This is a genomic window from Allobosea sp. 2RAB26 (assembly GCF_052115465.1).
Taxonomy (GTDB): Bacteria; Pseudomonadota; Alphaproteobacteria; order Rhizobiales; family Beijerinckiaceae; genus Allobosea.
Genome location: NZ_JBFRGS010000002.1, coordinates 298,129 through 321,014, shown reverse-complemented (window position 1 = coordinate 321,014; position 22,886 = coordinate 298,129). Strand labels below are relative to the sequence as shown.

Sequence of the window (22,886 nt, the reverse complement as noted above, 5' to 3'; positions counted from 1 at the left end):
GCACTCTGGCCGCGCCGACTGCGCCAACGGCCTTGGCGTCGGCCAAGCGACATTCATCCGTTCGGGATGCCGCCCAGCCGCATCTGGCTCGGCGCCAGCCCGGTCCATTGCTTGAACGCATGCGAGAACGCGCTGACTTCGTGGAAACCCAGCAGCCAGGCGACCTTGGAGACATGGTGGTCGCCATCATTGAGATAGCGCAAAGCCAGATCACGCCGCAGCAGCCGGAGGACTTCCGAAAAGCTCAGCCCCTCCTCGGCAAGCCTTCGCGCCAGTGTCCGTTCGCTTAATCCAAGCTGGCGGGCGATGACTTCGGCGCGAACCTTGCCGTGAGGCAGCAGCGGAGCAATCGCATTCTCGACGCTCACCCGAAGCGGGCTCGCATTGGTCGTGCGGGATGATAGCGCCGCCTCGCAATAGGTCTGGAGGAGATCGTTGAGGTAAGGGTCGGCATTCACGAGATGGCGTTCGCGCGCATCGGCCTGCAGAACGAATGCATCGGTCTCGGCGCCGAACTCCACCTTCGTCCCGGCAAACCGCGACATCGCAGAGGTGTCGCCCGATCGGTGATGCGCGATCGAGACGTGTTGTGGGACGAGGTTTGCGCCGGTCAGGATGCGGCAGATCCTGATTGCTCCAAAAATGCAGAACTCGGCCTGGTGCCGATCGCAATGCCGGGGAAGGCCGGCATAGCTCAGCGTGACGGTGAACCCGCTTCCCTCGGCAATGCTGAAGACCAGCGCTTCATTGGTGATCGCGCTGTAGCGCGCAATGCGTTGCGTTGCGTCGCCGAGCGTTTGTGAGGATGCCATCACGTAGAACAGCAAACCCATGGAACGGGGGTCGAATTCCTGGGCCAGAGTGAAGCCGAGGCAATCATCACCCAGTGCCGCCGCGGCCCGGTCCAGGAATGCGACCTGACGCCGGGAGGGCACTCTCTGATCGTGATCGGCGAGCATGTCCTCGGTCAGGCCGACCTCGTTCAGGAGAGGCGCGGCCGGTATGCCGGCGCCGGCAAGACGCGCAACGGCAAGACGCGAGATGCCCGCTAGCGTGGTCGGCAGGGAGGTCAGATCGCGTGGCAAAGCCGCCGAACTCCCCTGCTCATGTCCGGGACGAGCAAAATCTTGGCCGAAATTAACAAGCGTCGGATGCTCCAGCAACGTATTTCAGGGATGTCCGGTCTGCGTGCGCACACCGGCCACGCCTCGAAGGCAATAGGCCCAGGACAAACCAATAAGCCCAGAACAAACCTGTCGCGGAATTGGAGCCTATGGATGAGATCTCGCCCGCGTCTGGCCTCATTGAGCGCTGTCGGGATCATGATTTCTTCGACCGGTCACGCTGCGACCTTTGCCTGGGAATGCAGGTTCCCTAGCTTTCGCAATGCCCTGACCTTTGTTTGGGACACCGATAAAAGCTCCGCTTCCCTGACTGGCGGCGCGGGCTCGGTGACCTTGTGGCCGAATTTCGGCACGATCGGCTCCGGGCAGGCTGTTGTCTCATTCGCTGAGCCAACCTCTGGCGGAGCCATCCAGACGACAACGATCATCGTCAACACCGGAGAAGCGATTCATAGCCGCAATGCCATTGTCGGCGGGAAGTTTGTTCCCTCGCAAGATTCGGGTCAGTGCGGGCAAAGGCGATGAATCTAAAATCTGCGCGCCTGCTAATATGCGTCAGTATTATCGGATCGATTTATGTTTATTAAATTAAACTAATAATATTAATTGCGATTTACCAAAATATTGAGCACGAAACTCGGCGCGCATATTCCTGAGGGATCCCGGCGCGATGCGCGTCTGAATCACCTACCGGCAGGAACGGTCACAAAGTTGCCGAACTCCCTGTCCATAGCGCTTCGATCGGCGAACAATGCAGTCTCAAATCGGGAGAGAAAAAATCTTTGGTAGTTAGGAAAAAGAGGCAGAGCCGTCAGCAACATTTTTCGGGTGCGCCGAGCCGACGTTGTCGAGGTAGATCTGCCATGAACGTTAAACTCAACGGTGATGCAGACTGTATGTTTGCGATACAGATTTTTGCTTCAAGTAACGGTCATCACTCTCGGTCGACGGCGGGAAAGATTGTCGCCTGCGAAGTGGTCGTCATTTCCACTGTCGCGTTCCGGCGCGACGCCGGCGCATCCGGGCGGCGCGCTAATACAGATCAATCGTCGATGAATAGCCTGAAACCTGATGCCGTTCCGTGGTTCTCCCGCGCGCTGAGCGGCGAGGTAACGCCTCGGCACGAGGCCGCTTGATGCCGCACCCCTCAGCGCAATGGCCGTAACGCCAGTTAACTCCCGTTAGTCAAACAGCCTTGTCGCCTTCGGCATATCGAGACGCTGCGCTACGCAGGGCCTTCGCCATGCTTCGGGACAAGCTCCAGCAGAACGAGTTCTTTTCCGCCTCCAAAGCCTCCGTGAGAGCCTTGACGTGCTCGTCTCCGGTCAGGCCGCGGCGCCCAAACCCAGCAAACAGACCAAGCCACAAGGGCCGCTGATCCTGCCGACGATGGATCCGGACCGCGAACGCACGGCTTGACCCTTACCCCCGGAGTATCCCCATGAAGCGCATCGCCCCACTGGCGTTGCTTTCGCTTGCGGCCTTTGTCGAGCCGCCCGCCACGACCCTGGCGACCACGCAGCTCATTCTCACCGGCGTGCCGGTCGTCGTCGACGGCGACACGCTGGCGAGCGAGCAGCGCTGCCTCGCCGAGGCGATCTATTTCGAGGCGCGCTCCGAAGCGGAGGACGGGCGCGTCGCCGTCGCCCAGGTGGTGCTCAACCGGGTCAAGAGCGGGTATTATCCGGGGTCCGTCTGCGGCGTCGTCTATCAGAACCGCCACCGCAGGCTCGCCTGCCAGTTCACCTTCGCCTGCGAGGGCAAGTCGCTGCGCATCAAGGAGCCGGAGCAGTGGCAGGTGGCCCAGCGCATCGCACGTGAGGTTTACGAGGGCCGGACCTATCTGGTGGAGGTCGGCGATTCCACGCATTATCACGCCGATTATGTCCAGCCCTCCTGGGCGAAGAGGCTGAAGAAGATGGATGTGATCGGCCGCCACATCTTCTACAGCCGCGGCACGACCGGACTGGCCCATTCAGGGTGACCCGGACCTGAGGCCGGCGCTCGCTTCGCAATTGCGAGCGCGGCCCCTATAGGTTGCGCGGCGATCAGTCTCGCCGGGAGTCATGCCTATGGCCTATCTGTCCGATGCCCGCGCCCTCACGCTGGCCGATTTCGCCCGGATGAAAACGGCGGGCGAGAAGGTCGCGATGATGACCTGCTACGATTCGAGCTTCGCGAGCCTGCTCGAGAGCTGCGGTGTCGAGATCCTGCTCATCGGCGATTCCATGGGGAATGTGCTGCAGGGGCACGCCACGACCCTGCCCGTGACCATGGAGCAGATGGCCTATCACACGGCCTGCGTGGCGCGCGGCGCCAGGCGCGCCTTCATCATGGCCGACATGCCGTTCGGCTCGTATCAGGAAGGTCCTGCCCAAGCCATGCACAACGCCGCCAGGCTGATGGCTGCCGGCGCCCATATGGTGAAGCTCGAAGGCTCCGACTATGCGGTCGAAACCGTTCGATTTCTCGTCGAGCGTGGCGTCCCGGTCTGCGGCCATCTCGGGCTGACGCCGCAATCGGTACACCAGCTCGGCGGCTACCGGGTCCAGGGCAAATCGGCTGATGCTGCGACCAAGCTGAAGGCCGACGCCGCCGCGCTGGAGCAGGCGGGTGCGCGCTTCCTCGTGCTGGAAATGGTGCCGTCGACGCTCGCCGCCGAGATTGGCGAGGCGAGCGACGCCATGCTGACGATCGGGATCGGCGCCGGTGTCCACTGCAATGGTCAGGTGCTCGTCCTCCACGACGCAATCGGCGTCTATCCCGGCAAAAGGCCACGTTTCTCCAAGGACTTCATGGTCGGCGCGGGCTCGATCCAGCAGGCGGTCGAGGCCTATGTCGCCGCGGTGAAAAGCCGGGAGTTTCCCGGTCCGGAACATAGTTACTGAGCGCCGGTGCGGGCAGGCGCGATCTGTCGGAGGGGCTCGCGGGCCCAGGACTCGTCAAGTCAAAGGCGGCTCTGATCGATTTTTCATTATATCAATTAGAATATAGCGATGGGCTTCCTTGAGGGATGCCCGCCCATGACGATTCGGGCGCATCCCGGAAGGGCGCGCTCTTGCATCGTCCGGTGCCGGTTCCGCCGAAAGGCCCCGCTTTCCCGGCATTCGCCGATCTGACTGTTGACACCAGCGCCTGAACGGCTGGAACATGCCGAAAATCGCACGGATGCCAATGGCGAAACTGCCCTCGGCTCGGACTGAATGTGCGAAATGGGTGGAAATGGATGCCGAGCATGGTCGAGACTGCGCGAGGCCTGCACGCTGACCGGATATATTCGACATTGAACAACGCTGCGGCAGTGGCGCAATCGGCCGTGGCGGCGTCCTGGTCGCGTTCCGCGGTCAAATACGGGCTCGATCCCAACCACGCCCGGCCGCCCTGGCGGCTCAGCCAGCATGAATTCGATGCCGCCTTCGAACGCCTGGATCCGCTGATCCGAGTGGCGCAGTCGACCCTTGATCGGCTCTTCCAGTCGGTCGGCGATGCCGGCTGCTGCGTGCTGTTCACCGATCGCGAGGGCGTGCCGCTCGATCGACGGGGCGTCGTCGGCGACGATGTCGATTTCCGCAATATCGGGCTCTGGACCGGAATGGTCTGGAGCGAGGCCAGCGAGGGCACCAACGGCGTCGGAACCTGCCTCGCGGAGGGGCGTCCGTTGACGATCCACCGCGACCAGCATTTCCTGACGCGCAATATCGGCCTGAGCTGCAGCGTCGCCCCGATCTGGGACGCGCAGGGGCGGCTGATCGCGACGCTGGATGTCTCGACCTGCCGGGCCGACCTGACGCCGGCCATGCTGAAGCTCGTCGCCAGCGCGACGGTCGAGGCGGCGCACAGGATCGAGGCTCATCATTTCCGGATGGCTTTTCCCAAGGCACGCATCGTCGTCGCCCAGGACCGCTTCGGCGGCGGCGGCGGTTTGCTGGCCGTCGACAAGGAGGATCTCGTCATCGGGGCGAGCCGGGCGGCGCGGCTGGCCTATGGACTGACCGACGAGCGGCTCGCGCACCCATTTCCCGCCGACGATCTCCTGGCGGGTGACGAGGCAAGGCCTGCCGAGGCGTTGAGCGCCGCCGAGCGCGGCGTCGTGCAGCGGGCTCTGGCGCGGGCCAATGGCAATGTCTCGGCGGCGGCGCGCATGCTCGGGGTCAGCCGCGCCACCATGCACCGGAAGCTGACAAGGCTCGGGCTCCAGCGCGGCCGGTGAGCGCACGCGTGGCCGAACATGCAATCTCTTCCGAAACCTGTCGCAAAGCTGAGACAGTCGGGCATCTGAAAGCGCCGCACGCCTCCTGACAACGCCAAGCATTGCGGCCGATCCTGCCCTCCAGGGCGCGGCCTCACAGCGCTGCGATGGAGGATGAGATGAACAAGTCCGAATTCAACCGCACGACCGCGACGCCGTTCAAGGCGCGCTATGGCAATTTCATCAACGGCAAATGGGCCGAGCCCCAGTCAGGGCGCTATTTCGAGAACACCTCTCCGGTGAATGGCCGGCTGCTCTGCGAGGTCGCGCGCTCCGACGCGAACGACATCGAGGCGGCGCTCGACGCCGCCCATGCCGCCAAGGGTGCCTGGGGCCGCACCAGCGCCGCCGAGCGGGCGCTGCTCCTCAACAAGATCGCCGATGTGATGGAGGAGAATCTCGCGCTTCTCGCGCTGGCCGAGACCTGGGACAACGGCAAGCCGATCCGGGAGACGACCGCTGCGGACATGCCGCTGGCGATCGACCATTTCCGCTATTTCGCCGGCGCGGTGCGCGCGCAGGAAGGCGGCATCTCCGAAATCGACCATGATACGGTCGCCTATCACTTCCACGAGCCGCTCGGCGTCGTCGGCCAGATCATTCCCTGGAACTTCCCGATCCTGATGGCAGTCTGGAAGCTGGCGCCGGCGCTCGCCGCCGGCAACTGCGTCGTGCTCAAGCCGGCCGAACAGACGCCCGCCTCGATCCTCGTCCTGGCCGAGCTGATCGCCGACATCCTGCCGCCGGGCGTCCTGAACATCGTCAACGGCTTCGGCCTGGAGGCCGGCAAGCCGCTCGCCTCGAGCAACCGCATCGCCAAGATCGCCTTCACCGGCGAGACCACGACCGGCCGCCTGATCATGCAATATGCCAGTCACAACCTGATCCCGGTGACGCTGGAGCTGGGCGGCAAGTCCCCGAACATCTTCTTCAAGGATGTGACGCTCGAGGATGACGATTTCTTCGACAAGGCGATCGAAGGCTTCGTCATGTTCGCGCTCAACCAGGGCGAAGTCTGCACCTGTCCGAGCCGCGCCCTGGTCCATGAGAGCATCTATGATCGCTTCATGGAGAAGGCGCTGAAGCGCGTCGAGTCGATCAAGCAGGGCGACCCGCTGGATAGCGCGACGATGATTGGTGCGCAGGCCTCGTCCGAGCAGCTCGAGAAGATCCTGAGCTATTTCGATATCGGCCGGCAGGAGGGCGCCGAGGTGCTGATCGGTGGCGCACGAAACGAGCTGCCGGGCGACCTGGCGGGCGGCTATTACGTCAAGCCGACCGTCCTGAAGGGCCACAACAAGATGCGGGTCTTCCAGGAGGAGATCTTTGGGCCGGTCGTCTCCGTCACGACGTTCAAGGACGACGAAGAGGCGCTCTCGATCGCCAATGACACGCTCTACGGCCTCGGCGCCGGCATCTGGACCCGTGACGGCAACCGCGCCTATCGCTTCGGCCGCGCGATCCAGGCGGGCCGGGTCTGGACCAATTGCTACCACGCCTATCCCGCGCATGCGGCCTTCGGCGGCTACAAGCAGTCCGGCATCGGTCGCGAGAACCACAAGATGATGCTCGACCATTACCAGCAGACCAAGAACATGCTGGTGAGCTACTCCCCGAAGAAGCTCGGCTTCTTCTGAAGCCCCTGGGGCTTCTCCTGAAGACGTCCAGCTTCTCCCTGAGGAAGCTGGCGTCTTCAGGCGCTTGCCCGCAGCGAAAACCTTGCTGCGGGCACGCTGGGATGTCCCGCAGGCCGCATTGCCCGGTGTTGAGCATCGGCGAGCGGCGCTTCATCCTCGTCCCACAACCCCGCGGAGCTCCGGCATGAGCGAGCAAGCCATCGAGCAGGTCACCGCCACTCCGGCTGCGCTACGCCTGATCGCGCGGCTGCAGGCCAAGCACGGAGACATTCTGTTTCATCAGTCGGGAGGCTGCTGCGATGGCTCCTCGCCGATGTGCTATCCGCAGGGCGATTTCATCGTCTCGGACCATGACGTGAAGCTGGGCGAGGTTGGCGGCGTTCCGGTCTATATCAGCGGTTCGCAATTCGCCCTCTGGCGCCATACCCAGCTGATCATCGACGTCGTCCCCGGCCGGGGCGGAATGTTCTCGCTGGAGAACGGCACGGAGCAGCGCTTCCTCACGCGCTCGCGTGCCTTTTCCGGCGAGGAGATGTGCCGCCTCGATGGCGGGACAATCAGCTCCGCCGGCTGAGCTGCAGGTCCAGCCGGCCTTACGGTTCGGCGATGATCAGCCGCAAGGAACCATCGAAGGCCGCTTGCCGGCGCAACGCCCCGTGACGCGCGTCCCAGCTGCCGTCTTCGAGCGCGCGCTGGAGATGTGCGACATAGCCCGCGCGGGCCGGGTCGCCGACGAAGCTCCAGGCCGAATTCGCCGCCCGGGCTCCGGCTTCGAGCAGGCGTTCCGGGCGCCCATAATAGGCCTCGTTGAAACCGTCCCGGCAGTCGAAGGGAATGGCGACCGGGTCGGCGCGCGTCTGGCCGCCGAGCAATGTGCGGATGCGGCCAAGCGCGGGGTAGCGGCGGGCCTCGGTGGCGAGAACCTCGGGCGCGTAATCGTTCAGCCAGAAGCGTTGCACCAGATCGGGGTCGCAGCTCAGGATGATGATCCGTCCGCGCGTCACGCGCCGCATCTCGGCAAGCCCGGCCTCCAGGTTCTTCCATTGATGGATGGAGAAGGTCGTCATGCTGGCGTCGAAATGCCCGTCCGGGAAAGGCAGCGCCTCGGCGATCCCATCGATGGCAAGGGCGAGATCGGAGGGGCGCTGGGCGCGCATCGAGGCCGAGGGCTCGACGGCGATGACGTCGCGATCCCGCGGTTCGTAGGAGCCCGCGCCGGCTCCGACATTCAGCACGGTCCGCGCGGTGCCGAGGGCCTGCTCGATCTGGGCGGCAATTGCCGGCTCGGGCTGCCGATACGCGGTATAGCCCGCGCCGATGACGCCGTAATTCGCGTCCCCGGCGCTGCCATCCGCTTGTCGTGGATTCACCGAACCGACCGTCATCGAGATCTCCCTGTTGCGTCAAAAGGGCTGGCTATGCGCGCGGGCTTGCGCCGCGCATCGCGCGCGTTCAGTTAATTCAATGCACAGCCACCTGCCTTCCTCGATCCACCCATGAGGACAGGGGATCGACTGAAAGCTGGCCGGCCATGGCGGTTCTTCTAGAGGTGCGCTGCCCCTCATGCTATCGAGTTAAAATCCGATCATGGTGAGTAAAACTCCCGGACCATCAGTCATGCCGCGCAAGCTTCCGCCGCTTTCCGCCCTCAGGGCCTTTGAGGCGACGGCGCGTCTCGGCTCGGTGACGCGTGCGGGCGAGGAGCTCGGCCGAACCCATGGCGCGGTCAGCCGCCAGCTTCGGAGCCTGCAGGATCATTCGGGTGTGGAGCTTTTCGAGAAGGCGGGGACCGGCTTGCGGCTGAATGAACGCGGCGAGGCCTTGCGGCAGGTCGTCGCCAAATCGCTCGATGCGCTCGAGCAGGGCTGGCTGCGCGTGCTGGAGGAGGCGCGCGGGCCGAGCGTGCATGTGGCCTGCAGCGCCACCTTCGCCATGCGCTGGCTCGTGCCGCATCTGCAGGGCTTCTACCGTCGCCATCCCGAGATCCGGCTGCGGCTGTCGATGACTTCCGCGCAGGAGATCAGGCACCAGGGCGCCGATCTGGTGCTGGTCTGGGATCGCCGCTCCTATCCCGCGTGCGACCGGGAGAGGGCGATCCGCCTGACCGATATCGCCTTCGGGCCCGTCTGCGCTCCCGGGCATGCGATCACGCGGGACGGCGAGCGCCTGGTCTGCTCGACCCGGATTGCCCATGAGCACAGCGCGAGCGCCTGGGAGACCTGGCAGGTCAATACGGGCCTGACGGCGAGCCACGAGGCGGAGCTCTTCTTTCCGCACACGCATCTCTGCATCGAGGCCGCGCTGGCGGGCTTGGGCGTGGCGCTTGTCGAGCAGCGCATGGTCGGGGAAGACCTTGCGGCCGGCAGGCTGGTTGCGCCTTGCGGGTTTGTTCCGTTCGCCGATGGCCTTGCCGCCATCCCCGCCAGGGATCATGGCGTTTCACCGGCCGCGCGCGCCTTCCTCGCCTGGATCGCCGAAGAATTCGCCGCCGAAGCTGCCGCCCATTGAGCCGTCGCCTGTCGCCGAGATCGCGGGAGACGGCGTGTCAGGAACCGGCGCGTGTCCGATGGAGCGGCAGGATGGCATCGCGCGTCAGCGGGGCGAGTTCGGGATGGGGCGCGCAAGCCGGATCGAACCGGATCAGCTCCGCGATCTCCGCGGCGGGGGCGAGCGTCCGATCCGCGGACAGGCTGAACAGCTCCGCCTCGACGGTGAAACCCTGCTCATGGGCTGCAGGCGCCGCGAAACAGCCGAGATAGCGCGGCGACGACGACGCGACGACAAGGCCGAGTTCCTCGTGCAGCTCGCGTATCAGCGCCGCCAGCGGCGTCTCGTCGGGCTGGATCTTGCCTCCGGGCTGCATGAAGGCGCTGGTGCCGCGCTTCCGCACCAGGATCAGCCGGTCCTGTCGGTCCGTGAGCAGGGCGGCCGCGATCCTGATCGTCGGCGGGGGGGGCAAAGGCATCTGTCCGGCAGGCCGATTGGTCCGTTCCTTCAGTTGGAGAGACCGGTCTTGGCGACGAGCGCCGGGTCCGGGCGATAGAGCGCGGGATACAGGCGCTTCAGGCTTTCGATCTTCGGCAGGTCGTTGATCACGATATAGGGGTGGCTCGGGTTCTTCGTCAGGAAGTCCTGATGATAGGCCTCGGCCGGGTAGAAGGGCCGGTCCGGCTCGATCTTGGTCACGATCGCCGCGTTGAAGGCCCTCGCCTGGTTGAGCTGGGCGATATAGGCCTTGGCGATCCGGGCCTGGTCCGCATTGGTCGGGAAGATCGCCGAGCGATACTGCGTGCCGATATCGGGACCCTGGCGGTTGAGCTCGGTCGGATCATGCGCTGCCGAGAAATAGACCTGCAGGATGCGCGCATAGCTGATCTTGCGCGGATCATAGGTGATCTGGACCGCTTCGGCATGGCCGGTGCGGCCCGAGCCGACCTGCTCGTAGCGGGCGGTCGCCTTCTCGCCGCCGGCATAGCCGGAGACGGCATTGCTGACGCCGTCGACATGCTGGAAGACGCCTTGCACGCCCCAGAAGCAGCCGCCGGCCAGGACAGCGACTTCGGACGTGGCTTGCGGGGCCGGTTCAGCGGCCGAGAGGGCGGGAATCGCGCGGGGCGCATTCTCGGCGGCCGATGGTGAAATCCGCAGGCCGAGGCCGACGAGCCCGATCAGCGCCAGGGCGGCGAGGGCAGGCCGGCCGTAGCGCGCGACGGGCGATCCGGCGGTCTTGGCGCGTGGATGTGTCATGTCCAATCTCCCTGTTCAGCCGAAGGTGAAGGCATAGGCCTGTACGCCGGGGTCGAGGAAGCGGATCTCGAACAGGCGATCGCCGACCTCGCCCTTCTGGCGTATGAGCTGGTAGAGCCGCTGCTCGCTCACAATCCCCTGGCCGTCGGCATCGCTGTCCATGCCATGGTCGTCGCCGGGCGGGGCGCCGTCGATGGTGACGCGAAAGCGCACCGGCTTGCCATCCGCTCCCGGACCGAGAACCAGATGCAGGTCGCGCGCATGGAAGCGGAAGCCGATGCTGCCATCCTTCTCATCCAGCGTTGCGTGCTCGGCACCGATCGTCCAGCCGCCTGACAGGCCCCATTCATTGAGCCGGGGCTGGCCCAGCGCATAGGCCTGGTGCGTGTCCTGGACGATGCCGCCGGGCGAGACGAAGTTTTCCGCCCGCTCATACCCCAGATAGGTCTCCGGCGAGCGGACATTGCCGGCATCGGACGCGGCTTCCGCGCCGACGGCCTTGACCGCAACGAGTTCTGTCGGCGTACCGGTCCCGCCCGCCTCGGCCAGCAGCGTCTGGATCACCCGTTCGGAGGCGTCGTAGTCACCCTCGCCGAACTGATGGTGGCGGACCCGGCCTTGCGCGTCGATGAAATAATGCGCCGGCCAATAGCGGTTCTTGAAGGCGCGCCAGATCGCAAAATCATTGTCGATCGCGACGGGGTAGCCGATCTGAAGATCGTTCACAGCCTTCTTGACGTTGCCGATGGTCTTCTCGAAGGCGAATTCCGGCGTATGCACGCCGATCACCACCAGACCCTGATCCTTGTACTTCTCGGCCCAGGCGCGGACATAGGGGATCGTCCGCAGGCAGTTGATGCAGGAATAGGTCCAGAAATCGATCAGGACGACCTTGCCCTTGAGCTGCTCATTGGTCAGCGGCGGCGAGTTCAACCATTCGACCGCCCCCGCCAGCGCCGGCATCGCGCCCTCGACGGGCAGTTCGTCGCTTGCCTGCGCAGGCTTGCCCTGCATCATCATGGCGTTGCCGCCCGTCATGGCCGGGTTCGCGGCCATCATGGCGGGGTTGGCGCCCCTCATCGCCGGGCCGCCCTGCATGGCCACCGGGGACTGTCCGGGCGCCTCCGTTTCCGGCCGGAGTCGGTCGACCAGCCGTTGCTCCAGCGCCGATGTGCTCGCCAGCGAGACGCGTGTCAGGAAGCCGGTGTCGAGCCCGAGCGCGATCGCCGCGACCGCAGCCAGCACCGCAACACCCATACCCCGCCGCAGCCACTCGCCGGCGCCCAGCGAGCGCTTCATGGCGGAAAAGACCCGGCCGCCGACCAGGAGCGCCAATGCGAGCGAGGTTGCAGCTCCGGCGGCATAGGAGAGCAGCAGGAGCGAAGTGCCGGCATTCGCCCCCTGCAGGGCAGCCCCGGTCAGGATCAATCCGAGAACCGGCCCGGCGCAGGGCGCCCAGAGCAGGCCGGTTGCGACGCCGAGCAGGAGCGAAGGTGCGACCGCGCCCTTGCCCTGTTCCGCCTGCTCGGAGAGGCGTCCGCCGAGCGCCACCAGCGGGCGTGTCGCCCAGTCCGAAAGGGAGGGGAACAGCAGCGCGAGCCCGAAGATGGCGAGCAGGCCGATTGCGATCAGCCGGCCATATTGGTTGGCTTCGACGGCCCAGCTGCCGCCGACGGCCGCCAGCGTCGCGATGCCGGCGAAGCTCGCGGCCATGCCGACGAGCATCGGCAGCCCGCTGCGCAGGAAGGGCTGGCCCGCACGGGCGAAGACGAAGGGCAGGACAGGCAGGATGCAGGGGCTGACGATCGTCAGCACACCGCCGAGATAGGCGAGCAGGAACAGGGTCATCGCTGCCGCTCTCAGGCCGCCATCGGCTTGAAGGTCATGGAAACGCCATTCATGCAGTAGCGCAGGCCGGTAGGCTTCGGACCGTCGTTGAAGACATGGCCCTGGTGGCCGCCGCAGCGGCTGCAATGCACGCTCGTGCGCTGCATCCCGAGCGAGTTGTCGGTCTCGGTGCCGACCGCCTTGTCCAGGGGCGCCCAGAAGCTCGGCCAGCCGGTGCCGCTGTCATATTTCGTGGTCGAGGAGAAAAGCGGCTGGTCGCAGCCGGCGCAGGCGAAGTCGCCACGGCGCTTCTCGTTCAGCAGCGGGCTCGTATAGGGGCGCTCCGTGCCGCTCTGGCGCAGGACGGCGTATTGCTCGGGCTTGAGCAGGCGGCGCCATTCGGCGTCGGTATGGGTGACGGGGAAGGTCACCTCGGAACGCGCGATGAGGGCCAGCAAGGGCGATGATGCCGCCGCAAGGCCTGCGCTTCTCAGCAGGATATGTCGCCTCGTCATCATGGTGCTGGCCTCCCGCTCCGGGATGATTCCTGTGTCCCCGAACAAGCTAGCGACGAGACCGCTATTCTTCCATGGGCATAGCGCTCACCGCGCGACCATGTGATCGCTGCGTGATGTCGCAATCTCATCCCGGCCGGCTATCGCGAAGGGGCGATGACACGGGGCCGCGAACGGCCCGGCGCTGTATCCATGAGGGCGCAACGCGGGGCCGCTACACGCATTGCGAGAAGCCCGCGCCGAAGGCACTCCCGCCCCGCGGCGGCCAACGGGACGGATGCGGCTGGACCAGATCGGCACCACGTCAATCGCAGCCGGGCGGGGCTTCCGGAGCTGGGGCAATGTCGCGGGGGCAGGATGGCACGTCTACAAGCCAGCTGCGGCTTGCCTTCTGGGTGTAAAGCGACACTTGACGCGTGACGGCTGCGGGCCTACATCGTCGGCGTGGACATCGAGAGCATCAGGCATAAGGCGCTCCGGACGTTCGCGGAGACAGGGAGAGCCAAGGGGGTGCCTGGCAATCTCGTCGGACGACTTCGGAATATGCTGGCCTATCTGGCCGTGATCGAGGCAGTCGAAGAACTGAACATTCCGCCCAATTTCGGCGCTCACCTTCTGACTGGCGATCGCTCTGGCGTTTGGTCGCTCACGGTCACGAAGAACTGGCGAATGACCTTTCACATCAACGAGGCGGGCGCGATCGAGGACATCGATCTGGAGGATTGTCACTGATGGCCATCAAGCTTCATCCAAGCTTCGCCGTCCACCCTGGGGCGTGGCTCAAGACCGAGTTCGTCCTGCCGCATGGGCTGAGCGTAACCGTCACCGCGGAGAAGTTGGGCGTGACCCGTCAGGCCATGAGCAATCTTCTGAACGGCAAGGCCGGCTTGTCGGCCGAGATGGCGATCCGCTTCGAGAAGGCGTTCGGCGTCCGCGCCGATACGATGCTGCGGATGCAGGCGGCGCATGATCTCGCCGAGGCCAGGGCCCATGAAGACGACATCAAGGTGCAACGGATCGCCGTGGCTGCCTGAGGCCGTCTATTTGCGGCTCCGTTCATTCGTCTCCCGGATCAGCGCGATCAGCGCGCGCAGGCCCGCCGGGACGTGCCGGCGGCCGGGATAGTAGAGACAGAGGCCAGGAAAGGGCGGGCTCCAGTCCTCCAGCACCGGGATCAACGCCCCTGAGGCGATATGCGGTGCGACCGACCATTCGCTGAGATAGGCAAGACCGGTCCCGGCCAGGGCCGCCTCCAGCATCAGGGTCATTTCGTCGAGGGTGAGTGATCCCGGCGCATCGATCTCGACCTGCTCGCCGCGCTGCTCGAACTCCCAGTGATAGATCGCGCCGCTTGCCATCCGCGCGCGGATGCATCGGTGCTGGAGCAGGTCGCCCGGCACGACAGGCCTGGTGCGCCCCTGGAAATAGCCGGGCGATCCCACCACGACCTGTCGCAAGGCGGGGCCGATCGGAACCGCGATCATGTCCTGCGGGACCGTCTCCGCCAGCCGGATGCCGGCATCAAACCCCTGTCCGACGATGTCGACCAGGCGTCCCTCGGTGACGAGCACCACGTTCATGTCCGGGTAGCGCCTGAGATAGTCCAGGATCAGCGGCGTCAGGATCATTCGCGCCGCGCCGGCTGATGTGTTGATCCTCAGCGTGCCGGCCGGGGTTTGCCGGTGGCTGTTGATGCCCTCGATCGCGCCGCTGATCTCGGCGAGCGCCGGAGCGATCCGGGCGATGAACTGCTCGCCGGCATCCGTCATCGCAACGCTTCGGGTCGTCCGGTTGAACAGCCGCACCCCCAGCCGCGCCTCCAGCGCGGCCACAGCATGGCTCAGCGCCGAGGAGGACATGCCGAGTTCGGTTGCAGCGGCGCGGAAGCTGCCGAGCCGCGCAACGGCGGCGATCGCGTCGTATTCGCCGAGGCCTGTCTTCATTGTCCCGAATTCTGCATCACTCCATGCCGCTTTATCCTGATTATCCAATCGATCCTAGCGCCCTATCTCGGCTTCATCAAACCCGAGGCACCGGAGGCCAGCCATGATGACAATCGACACGATCTATATCGACGGGGCGTTCGTCACGCCGCACGGAACCGAACTCTTCGACCTCCACAACCCGGCGACCGGCCGCGTGATCGGCCAGGTCCAGCTCGGCGACGAGATCGACACCCGCACCGCGATCGCAGCCGCCAAGCGCGCCTTTCCCGCGTTTTCACGCAGCTCAAGGCAGGAGCGCATCGCCTTGCTCAATCGGTTGGCCGACGCGGTGCAGGCGCGCAGTGCCGAGCTGACCGAGGCCGTGATCGAGGAATATGGGGCGCCAATATCCCGGGCGGAGTGGATGTCGGACTATGCGGTCGGCGGTTTCCGGCTCGCCGCGCAGACGCTGGAGACCTATGAGTTCACCCGCCGGATCGGCTCGGCGAAGGTGACGATGGAGCCGCTCGGCGTCGTCGGGCTGATCACGCCATGGAACGCCAATGCCGGCTTCATCTGCAACAAGCTCGCCATGGTGATCGCCTCGGGCTCGACCGCGGTGATCAAGCCGAGCGAAATGAGTGCGATCCAGACCCAGATCGTGACCGAGGCCCTGCACGAGGCCGGCGTTCCCGCCGGCGTGTTCAACATCGTCACCGGTCGCGGCGAGGTCGTTGGGGCCGAGATCAGCGCACATCGCGATATCGCCAAGGTCTCCTTCACGGGATCGACCGCGACCGGCCGCGCAATCCTGCGTGCCGGGGCCGAAACGATGAAGCGCGTGACGCTCGAACTCGGTGGAAAATCGCCGATGGTCATTCTCGACGATGCCGATTTCGCTGAAGCCGTGCCCTTCGCATTGATGGCCGGCTTCATGAACAGCGGCCAGGCCTGCATCGCCGGCACCCGTATCCTGGTGCCGCGAGCGAGGCTCGCGGAGTTCGAGGCGGCGATCAAGGCGGCCGTGGCGGAGGTCAGGTCGGGCGCCCCGCGCGATCCGGAAACGGCGATCGGCCCGATGGTCAGCCAACGGCAATGGGACCGCGTCCAGTCCTATATTCGCAAGGGAAGCGAGGAAGGGGCGACGCTCCTGATCGGAGGCGAAGGACGGCCAGAAGGGACGAAGGATGGCTGGTTCGTGCGGCCGACCGTCTTCACCGATGTCCGCAACGACATGACCATCGCGCGCGACGAGATCTTTGGGCCGGTCCTGTCGATCATCCCCTATGGCACCGAGGCTGACGCGATCGCGATCGCAAACGACACCGATTACGGCCTCCACGCCTATGTCGCCGGTTCCGATCCCGCTCGCGCGCAGGCTGTGGCCGACCAGCTGGTTGCCGGGCGCGTCGTCATCAACGGCGCTCCCATGGAGCCGATGGCGCCGTTCGGCGGCTTCAAGCAATCCGGTATCGGGCGCGAGAACGGCGTGTTCGGGCTCGAGGCCTATCTCGAACCCAAGGCGGTGATGGGCTGATCGGGGCAGATCACGAGCCGGGGCCCGGCTGAACGGCGGGCCCCGGCCTCCACCCGAACCGGTTCAGGCGTTGATCGCGGGATGGAGCAGGTTTTCCAGGCCGATATTGCGGTAGATCTCGCGGCGCATGCGGTCGGCGACGCCGTTGACGATCTCCGCGCCGTCCTGCGACGGGTCGACATGGACGCGGAACGGGCGTTTCCCGAAAGGCGCGTCGACGACCCGGACGATCGCGCGGGCGACCTCGTCCGGGTCGGCATCGGCGGGTTCCAGACCGGCGAGGCCCTTGAGCGCCTTGTCGGCGATGCCGGCATAGGGGCCTGACGCATATTCCGCCGCGCGTGCCTCGTCGGCAGGCTTGCCGGAATGGGCGAAGTGGTTGGTGCCTTTGGTGAAGGCGCCGGGCACCATGATGGTGGTCTCGATGCCCCAGAGCGCGAGCTCGGTGGAATAGGAGACCGCCAGCGCATCCATCGCCGCCTTGGCGGCGAAATAGGGCGCGAGGAATGGTGGCGTGCCGCCACGCGTCGAGCTCGAGCCGACCCAGACCAGCAGGCCCTTGCCCTGGGCTCTCAGCCGGGGAAGGGCGGCGCGGTTGACGCGCTGCGCGCCGAGCACGTTCACGTCATATTGCTGGATGAACTGGTCGGGGGTGAAAGCCTCCGCCGGCCCGAAGACCATGTGGCCGGCATTATGGACGATGACGTCGAGCCGGCCGGCCTCGCTGATGATCCGGGCGACACCGGCCTCGGCAGATGTGTCCGACTGGACGTCGAGTTCGACCGTGCGCAGATCGACGCCTTCCGCGCTCGCCCATTGCGCCGCAGCCGCGACCTGCGGTGCGTTGCGGCCTTTCGTCTCGCGCATCGAGGCGTAGACGATGTGGCCGGCCTGGGCGAGGGCCTTGGCGGTCATCAGGCCGAAGCCCGAGGAGGCGCCGGTGACGAGGATGACTTGGCTGGACGGGCTGGGCATGACGCTGGTCCCTTGCTGAGTGTGAGATGAAGTGGAGCGGTCCCGGGGAAATCCCGGGCGTGCCGGATCAGATGATCCCGCCATTGGCTCGCAGCGTCTGGCCGTTGATCCAGGCGCCGTCCGGCCCTGCCAGGAACGCGACGGCATCCGCGATGTCTTTGGGCTGGCCCAGGCGCTCGAGCGGGGCGAGCTTCGCGAGGCGCTCGATCACCTCTTGCGGTTTGCCGTCGAGGAAGAGCTTGGTCGCAGTCGGGCCGGGCGCGATCGCGTTGACGGTGATGGTCCGCCCGCGCAACTCCTTGGCGAGGACGCTCGTCATCGCCTCGACCGCAGCCTTGGTCGCGGCATAGACGCCGTAGCCCGGCTGCAGCAGGCCGACGACGCTGGACGAGAAATTGACGATCCGGCCGCCATCGCGCAGCCTCCGGGCGGCTTCGCGCAGGGTGTTGAAGGTGCCTTTCAGATTGACCGCGATCTGGCGCTCGAACAGGGCGTCGTCGCTGTCGGCGATATTCGCCAGGGTCATGATGCCGGCATTGTTGATCAGCACATCGACGCCGCCGAAGGCGGCCTCCGCGCTGTCGAACATGCGACGCACCGCCTCGACATTCGTGATGTCGGCCTGGGCGGCGACGGCGCGACCGCCCGCGGCCTCGATCCGGGCGACGAGCGCCTCGGCCGACGCGGCATTGCCGGCATAGTTCACCACCACGGTGAAGCCGTCCTTGGCGAGACGCTCGGCAACCGCAGCGCCGATGCCGCCTGAGGCGCCCGTCACGATCGCGACCTTGCTGCTCGGGTTCGTCATGGTCTTTCTCCTTGGCTCACTGCCGGTGTCCGGCGGCTGTGAGGGGAGAATGGACGTTCCCTTGCGCGGGATAATCAGCCATTATCCGGCATCACTATTCGGATAGTCGAATAATGGACCGCTTCGATGCCATGCGGGTCTTCGCCCGGATCGTGGAGTGCCGCAGCTTCACGCAGGCCGCCGAGGATCTCGGCCTGCCGCGCTCATCGGTGACCGATGCGGTCAAGGGTCTGGAGGCGAGGCTGGGCGTGCGGCTGCTGCAGCGGACGACCCGGCAGGTCAGCCCGACGCTCGACGGCGAGGCCTATTACCGGCGCTGCCTGGCGCTGATTGCCGATCTCGAAGATGCGGAGGGTGCCTTTGCCGGTGCAAAACCGAGCGGCCTGGTGCGGATCGATGTCCACGGCACCCAGGCCCGGCATTTCCTGCTGCCGGGGCTCGGCCGTTTCCTCGAGGCCTATCCCGGCATTCGCCTGCATATCGGCGAGGCGCACCAGGCTCTCGATCTCGTCCGGGAAGGGTTTGACTGCATCCTGCGGGCGGGACCGCTGGTCGACAGCCCCCTGATCCGGCGCAAGCTCGCGGAGCTCGGCCGCGGCACCTTCGCGAGCCCGTCCTATCTCGAACGCTTCGGCGAGCCGCGGACGCCGGACGATCTGGAGCATCATCGCATCATCGGCCTGTTTGCTCCCGATGCGGCGAGCGTCAGTCCGCTGGTCTTCACCGAACACGGCCGGGAACGGCAGATCACACCGCCTTCCGTGGTGACCGTGACCGGCCCCGAGACGAATGTCGCGTGCGCCTGCCTCGGCCTCGGGATCATTCAGGTCCCGCGCTACCGCGTCGCGCCCGAACTGGCCAGCGGTGCCCTTGTCGAGATCCTGGCGGATTTTCCTCCGACCCCGCTGCCCGTCCATGTCCTCTATTCGCATACGCGCCAGCTTTCGCCGCGCGTGCGCGTCGTCATCGACTGGATGGCGGACCAATTCCGGTCCCGCATTGTCTGAGGCGCCTGCCGATCCTGCCGCAGCCGCAGCTACGCGCGTGAAGCCTGGCGGGGCTTGGCTTATGTGCCCCTCACGGCGCGTCGCCGACGCAAGGGCGCCAGCACATTGACCTCGAGCGCGCCGGCCGTCGTCGCGGCCATGGCCGCGATGCAGATCGCCAGCTTGGAGTATTCCTCCATCGCGCCTTCGATCAGAATGGCGTGGATCGCGCCGGCGCCGACGACCGAAACCGCCAGAATGCTGTGCAGGATGCGCCAGAGCCGAAAGTCGAGCCGCATCGCCCGCCGGGTCGCCGCCAGCACGGCCGTCAGCACCAGACACCACAGGCTGATCACCCCATAGACCGAGAATGGCGTCGGCGCGACCAGCAGCAGCGTATCGGTCACGTCCTCGGGGCTGTAGGCATAGAGAGCGCCGACGTGGAGCGCGACCGCGGCGACGATCGCGATACCGCACAGGCGGTGCCAGCGTATGCCGTCCCTGGCGGCAAGCAGCGGCGGGGCGGCCGCCATCAGGAGAGGCTGCACAAACAGCAGGCTGAGCGCCACCACGCCAGCCATGCCCCCGGTGAGCCAGAGCAGTTCCCGCCCGCCTAGCAATGGGCTTAAGCCGGCGGCAATGACCGGCGCGGCGGCGATGGCCGCCACAAGAAACCATGCCGCGATGCGGCGGCCTCCGTCAGCTCCGGCGCGGCTCATTCGAAGCGGCGGGCGCGAGGACGAAATCGGCGGTGATGCTCGTATCATGCCGGCTGTTCAGGACCGGTCGCAGGAACAGCGTCGTGAAGCCGGGATCATCATAGGCAATGTGAATGTGGGGTTGCCCGAACTGCGGGACGATCGGCGAGATCTCGAGCCGGTAGGCGCCATCCGGCCCCGTCATGACGCTGCCGCGGTTGCTTGGAACCCGCTCCCCGCCGCGCTCGGTCGCAGCCCAGATCTGGATGCGGAGATTGGACAGAGGCGCGCCGTCGCCTGCTCTGCGAACCACGCCCGAGGCGACGAAGCCGGTGCCGAGATTCTGCACCACCGGCGCGTTGGCGACGTAATTATTGGAGCCGCCGGGCATGGTCTCGGTGGGCGAGAACGCGCTGCTTGCCGATGACTGCGCGATGGCGGAGGTGAAGGAGCGCGGCAGCAAGGCTGCGGCTCCGACCGCTGCCGCACCTGCGAGAACGGCTCTGCGATCCCTAACGATGATCTTGCGGGTCATTGTCTCTTCCTTCGCTATGGATTTGACGTCTGTAGCCCTCAACTGTGTTGCGACGCGGCAATCGGGCGGCCTGAAAGGCCCGATCTTGCTGCAACCTATCGGTTTTGCGCCCGCCAAGTCCACCGACTGGGCCCGCCGCTTGCGGCGCGGTCGATCACCTTCGCGTCATGACACACCGGCTCTCCGTGCGAAACGCGGGGAATGGCGCGCCGAAGAGGGGTGCGGGCGCGACGCGTCGATCCACCGGCCCGCGGCTCGGCCATGGGGCGCCGCGCGCCGAAAGCCCGCCCGAAAGGCGTGTCGGCAGGTCCGCGCCACGGCGGAGGGGCGACCGCCACAAAGGCGCGCCGCCGTGCTAACGGCGGCGGCCTGATGGCGAGTGATCGGTCGGATGGCGGCAGTCAGGGAAACCGCGTCAAGCCCTTTGGCGAAGCGTGCGCAGCTGGCGCTCGAGAAGCATCAACCGGATGCCGTGCTGCTTCTGAATGCGGCACATGTCTTCGAGTATGGCCAGCAATTGTGCCATATTGACACCGGCTCGGGCTGGCTCGGGCTCAAGGCCAAGCCGCTGAAACAGGGAGGGGTTTTCGACCAGGCGAGGCATATCCGGCATGGTGTGATCCTCATTTCTGGTGCCCATTGGGCTGTCTTCACGGCCCCGAGCTGTTCCATTCCGGAACACCTCACGCCCGCACCACATGCCCAGCAAGAACGCCGCCAGACAGGGCTGGGCCCGTCGCGCGAACCTTCGGCTCAGGAAGGCGTTCCGATTGAACAGGGCCATGGCATAGGCCGGGAACCGCCGGCCGCAATCTTGGTTCATCCCAAGGCGCATCAAGCGAGGACGGATCTGATGACACGCACGATCATCCGCTCTTTCGACGACCCTGCCGATGCCGAGACCTCCATCACGAGACTTGAAGCGGCCGGCCTGCCGCCGGAGGAGATCAGCATCATTCATTCTTCCACCGGCACCATGGGGAACGACGCCGCGCGGGGAGCCGGGCTTGGCGGCGCCGTCGGTGCGGGGGCGGGGCTCCTGGCCGGTTTGACGGCCTTTCCGCTGCCGGGCGTCGGGCCGGTTCTCGCAGCGGGGTGGCTGATCGGCACATTCACTGCTGGCACGACGGCCGGCGCCGTAGCCGGAGGCCTGCTGGGGGCGTTGACCGGCGCCGGGTTGAGCGAGGACGAGGCCCATTTCTACGCGGAAACGATCCGGCGCGGCACTACGATGGTCTCGGTCCGCACCTCCGATTCCCATGCCGCGGTCATCGAGAAGATCCTGGATGGAGCCGGTCCGATCGATGCGAAGGTGCGCCGCGGCGAATATGAGCGGGCAGGCTGGAGCCGCTTCGACGAAACGACATCGCCTCCGTGACGCCGCCTCGAGGCGGTCGCCCTCTGAAAGGAGAGGCAAAGCCGGGATCATGGCTGAGGCTCGGTCGGCATGATAGCGCTGAGCCCGGGACAGGGATCACGGCCGCCTGGGGAGGGAACGATGGATTTTCAGTTGGCGCTCATCATTGGGTTGACCTTCGTGATCCACCTGATCGGCACCCTCGCCTATGCCTTCAGGATTGCGGGCATCCGCACCGGCCACATCGCCATCGCGTTCTCCCTCTTCAACGTTCTCGTCCTGATCTCGCGGACTTCAAATTCATTTCAGGGGCCATTTCTGGCAAAACGTGTCGAGAACGCCATCAAGAGTCCCGTACTCCACGATCTTCACTTCGATTTCGCGCTGATCATCGCCAGTGCCTCGGCCGCCACCTTGATCGGCGGCCTGCTGATCCCGACCTTTCAACGCTATTCGACGATCGCGGTGTCGAGCTTCAAACGAAATCGTTCGATGCCGCGCCTGTTGGCTCGCTCTCTGACGCCGCGCGGCGTTTCCCTCATCGGGTCATCGGCCAAGATCCCGAGCTACCAGAATCTCTATCTTCTCAAGCTCCCGACAGATGTTCCCGTGTCGGTCATCCTGATGAATTTCGTAGCCAGTGCGCTTTGGACCGTTGGCGTGCTGGCGGCGATCTATGCCGGAGCGATCGATCCGGACTTGCGCGTGACCGCGAGCACGCTGTCCTCAGTGATCAACGGCGTCGCGACGATCATGATGTTCATCCTGATCGATCCCTATCTTGCGGCCCTTACGGACGACACCGTCAGCGGAACCTCGGATGACGGCTTCTTCCGAAAGGTCGTGGTCTGGATGATTGTCGGACGTTTGGCGGGAACCATCGCTGCTCAGGCCATTCTGGTGCCGGCTGCGCAGTTGATCGTCTGGGTCGCCAAGGCAATCTAGCGACGTGAGGCCGTGATGCGC

At 65.6% G+C, this 22,886-nt stretch carries 25 protein-coding genes and 1 pseudogene; 14 read left to right on the top strand and 12 right to left on the bottom strand.

Annotated elements, in window-relative coordinates:
- Nucleotides 1-53: 53 nt before the first annotated feature.
- Complete coding sequence (locus AB4118_RS04620; protein ID WP_441488625.1) at nt 54-1,085, bottom strand: AraC family transcriptional regulator; 1,032 nt, start codon at nt 1,083-1,085, stop codon at nt 54-56.
- Nucleotides 1,086-1,127: 42 nt separating this feature from the next.
- Here AB4118_RS04620 and AB4118_RS04615 point away from each other — a divergent pair, with 42 nt between their 5' ends.
- The 7 genes and pseudogenes from AB4118_RS04615 (at nt 1,128) to AB4118_RS04585 (ending at nt 7,584) form a co-directional block, all read left to right on the top strand.
- Complete coding sequence (locus AB4118_RS04615) at nt 1,128-1,649, top strand: hypothetical protein (RefSeq protein WP_441488624.1); 522 nt, start codon at nt 1,128-1,130, stop codon at nt 1,647-1,649.
- Between the two features lie 338 nt (nt 1,650-1,987).
- Nucleotides 1,988-2,260 (top strand): hypothetical protein, encoded by a 273-nt coding sequence (locus AB4118_RS04610; protein ID WP_441488623.1) that lies wholly within the window; start codon nt 1,988-1,990, stop codon nt 2,258-2,260.
- Between the two features lie 434 nt (nt 2,261-2,694).
- Nucleotides 2,695-3,108, top strand: a pseudogene (locus AB4118_RS04605) (cell wall hydrolase); the annotation flags it as partial.
- Nucleotides 3,109-3,196: 88 nt separating this feature from the next.
- Nucleotides 3,197-4,012, top strand: a complete 816-nt coding sequence (gene panB / locus AB4118_RS04600; protein WP_441488622.1) for a 3-methyl-2-oxobutanoate hydroxymethyltransferase — start codon at nt 3,197-3,199, stop codon at nt 4,010-4,012.
- Nucleotides 4,013-4,359: 347 nt separating this feature from the next.
- Nucleotides 4,360-5,334, top strand: a complete 975-nt coding sequence (locus AB4118_RS04595; RefSeq protein WP_441488621.1) for a GAF domain-containing protein — start codon at nt 4,360-4,362, stop codon at nt 5,332-5,334.
- Between the two features lie 158 nt (nt 5,335-5,492).
- Complete coding sequence (gene adh / locus AB4118_RS04590) at nt 5,493-7,010, top strand: aldehyde dehydrogenase (RefSeq protein ID WP_441488620.1); 1,518 nt, start codon at nt 5,493-5,495, stop codon at nt 7,008-7,010.
- A 184-nt stretch (nt 7,011-7,194) separates the two neighbouring features.
- Nucleotides 7,195-7,584: a DUF779 domain-containing protein gene (locus AB4118_RS04585; RefSeq protein ID WP_441488619.1), complete on the top strand. Its 390-nt coding sequence runs from the start codon at nt 7,195-7,197 to the stop codon at nt 7,582-7,584.
- Between the two features lie 19 nt (nt 7,585-7,603).
- Here the strand turns inward: AB4118_RS04585 and AB4118_RS04580 are convergent, their stop codons facing one another.
- A complete protein-coding gene (locus AB4118_RS04580) occupies nt 7,604-8,395 on the bottom strand; it encodes a class I SAM-dependent methyltransferase (protein ID WP_441488618.1) in 792 nt (263 codons plus the stop codon).
- A gap of 232 nt (nt 8,396-8,627) precedes the next feature.
- On the opposite strand from AB4118_RS04580, the gene AB4118_RS04575 reads away from it, so the two are divergent.
- Nucleotides 8,628-9,518, top strand: coding sequence for a LysR substrate-binding domain-containing protein (locus AB4118_RS04575; protein WP_441488617.1), 891 nt, complete (start codon nt 8,628-8,630; stop codon nt 9,516-9,518).
- Between the two features lie 37 nt (nt 9,519-9,555).
- On the opposite strand, the gene AB4118_RS04570 is transcribed toward AB4118_RS04575, so the two are convergent.
- From AB4118_RS04570 to msrB, 4 genes are read right to left on the bottom strand one after another with little or no spacing between them, the layout of a single operon-like run.
- Nucleotides 9,556-9,975: an NUDIX hydrolase gene (locus tag AB4118_RS04570; RefSeq protein WP_441488616.1), complete on the bottom strand. Its 420-nt coding sequence runs from the start codon at nt 9,973-9,975 to the stop codon at nt 9,556-9,558.
- Between the two features lie 29 nt (nt 9,976-10,004).
- The gene (msrA, locus tag AB4118_RS04565) at nt 10,005-10,757 is read right to left on the bottom strand and encodes a peptide-methionine (S)-S-oxide reductase MsrA (protein WP_441488615.1); all 753 of its coding nucleotides are present in this window, start codon (nt 10,755-10,757) and stop codon (nt 10,005-10,007) included.
- Nucleotides 10,758-10,772: 15 nt separating this feature from the next.
- Nucleotides 10,773-12,605, bottom strand: a complete 1,833-nt coding sequence (locus AB4118_RS04560; RefSeq protein ID WP_441488614.1) for a cytochrome c biogenesis protein DipZ — start codon at nt 12,603-12,605, stop codon at nt 10,773-10,775.
- 11 nt (nt 12,606-12,616) lie between these two features.
- Nucleotides 12,617-13,099, bottom strand: a complete 483-nt coding sequence (gene msrB, locus AB4118_RS04555) for a peptide-methionine (R)-S-oxide reductase MsrB (protein ID WP_441488839.1) — start codon at nt 13,097-13,099, stop codon at nt 12,617-12,619.
- A gap of 444 nt (nt 13,100-13,543) precedes the next feature.
- On the opposite strand from msrB, the gene AB4118_RS04550 reads away from it, so the two are divergent.
- Together AB4118_RS04550 and AB4118_RS04545 are read left to right on the top strand one after the other, a co-directional pair.
- A complete protein-coding gene (locus tag AB4118_RS04550) occupies nt 13,544-13,831 on the top strand; it encodes a type II toxin-antitoxin system RelE/ParE family toxin (RefSeq protein WP_441488613.1) in 288 nt (95 codons plus the stop codon).
- Nucleotides 13,831-14,133: a HigA family addiction module antitoxin gene (locus tag AB4118_RS04545; RefSeq protein ID WP_441488612.1), complete on the top strand. Its 303-nt coding sequence runs from the start codon at nt 13,831-13,833 to the stop codon at nt 14,131-14,133. Before AB4118_RS04550 ends, AB4118_RS04545 begins: the two co-directional genes overlap by 1 nt.
- 6 nt (nt 14,134-14,139) lie before the next feature.
- Here the strand turns inward: AB4118_RS04545 and AB4118_RS04540 are convergent, their stop codons facing one another.
- The gene (locus AB4118_RS04540; RefSeq protein WP_441488611.1) at nt 14,140-15,042 is read right to left on the bottom strand and encodes a LysR family transcriptional regulator; all 903 of its coding nucleotides are present in this window, start codon (nt 15,040-15,042) and stop codon (nt 14,140-14,142) included.
- Nucleotides 15,043-15,145: 103 nt separating this feature from the next.
- On the opposite strand from AB4118_RS04540, the gene AB4118_RS04535 reads away from it, so the two are divergent.
- Entirely contained in the window at nt 15,146-16,561 is a 1,416-nt protein-coding gene (locus tag AB4118_RS04535; RefSeq protein WP_441488610.1) for an aldehyde dehydrogenase family protein, read from the top strand.
- 63 nt (nt 16,562-16,624) lie between these two features.
- Here AB4118_RS04535 and AB4118_RS04530 read toward each other — a convergent pair whose 3' ends face one another.
- A complete protein-coding gene (locus AB4118_RS04530; RefSeq protein WP_441488609.1) occupies nt 16,625-17,536 on the bottom strand; it encodes an SDR family oxidoreductase in 912 nt (303 codons plus the stop codon).
- A 67-nt stretch (nt 17,537-17,603) separates the two neighbouring features.
- On the bottom strand, nt 17,604-18,344 hold the full coding sequence (locus tag AB4118_RS04525) for an SDR family oxidoreductase (RefSeq protein WP_441488608.1): 741 nt from the start codon (nt 18,342-18,344) through the stop codon (nt 17,604-17,606).
- Nucleotides 18,345-18,457: 113 nt separating this feature from the next.
- Between AB4118_RS04525 and AB4118_RS04520 the strand changes: the two genes are divergently transcribed.
- Nucleotides 18,458-19,351 (top strand): LysR family transcriptional regulator, encoded by an 894-nt coding sequence (locus AB4118_RS04520; protein WP_441488607.1) that lies wholly within the window; start codon nt 18,458-18,460, stop codon nt 19,349-19,351.
- Nucleotides 19,352-19,410: 59 nt separating this feature from the next.
- On the opposite strand, the gene AB4118_RS04515 is transcribed toward AB4118_RS04520, so the two are convergent.
- The 3 genes from AB4118_RS04515 to AB4118_RS04505 form a co-directional block, all read right to left on the bottom strand.
- The gene (locus tag AB4118_RS04515) at nt 19,411-20,049 is read right to left on the bottom strand and encodes a ferric reductase-like transmembrane domain-containing protein (RefSeq protein ID WP_441488606.1); all 639 of its coding nucleotides are present in this window, start codon (nt 20,047-20,049) and stop codon (nt 19,411-19,413) included.
- Complete coding sequence (locus tag AB4118_RS04510; RefSeq protein WP_441488605.1) at nt 20,030-20,563, bottom strand: peptidase associated/transthyretin-like domain-containing protein; 534 nt, start codon at nt 20,561-20,563, stop codon at nt 20,030-20,032. The genes AB4118_RS04515 and AB4118_RS04510 overlap by 20 nt, the downstream gene beginning before the upstream one ends.
- Before the next feature lie 415 nt (nt 20,564-20,978).
- Nucleotides 20,979-21,386, bottom strand: coding sequence for a hypothetical protein (locus AB4118_RS04505; RefSeq protein ID WP_441488604.1), 408 nt, complete (start codon nt 21,384-21,386; stop codon nt 20,979-20,981).
- Between the two features lie 30 nt (nt 21,387-21,416).
- Here AB4118_RS04505 and AB4118_RS04500 point away from each other — a divergent pair, with 30 nt between their 5' ends.
- Nucleotides 21,417-21,941: a hypothetical protein gene (locus AB4118_RS04500; protein ID WP_441488603.1), complete on the top strand. Its 525-nt coding sequence runs from the start codon at nt 21,417-21,419 to the stop codon at nt 21,939-21,941.
- A 120-nt stretch (nt 21,942-22,061) separates the two neighbouring features.
- Nucleotides 22,062-22,865, top strand: a complete 804-nt coding sequence (locus tag AB4118_RS04495) for a lipid II flippase Amj family protein (RefSeq protein WP_441488602.1) — start codon at nt 22,062-22,064, stop codon at nt 22,863-22,865.
- Nucleotides 22,866-22,886 lie beyond the last annotated feature (21 nt).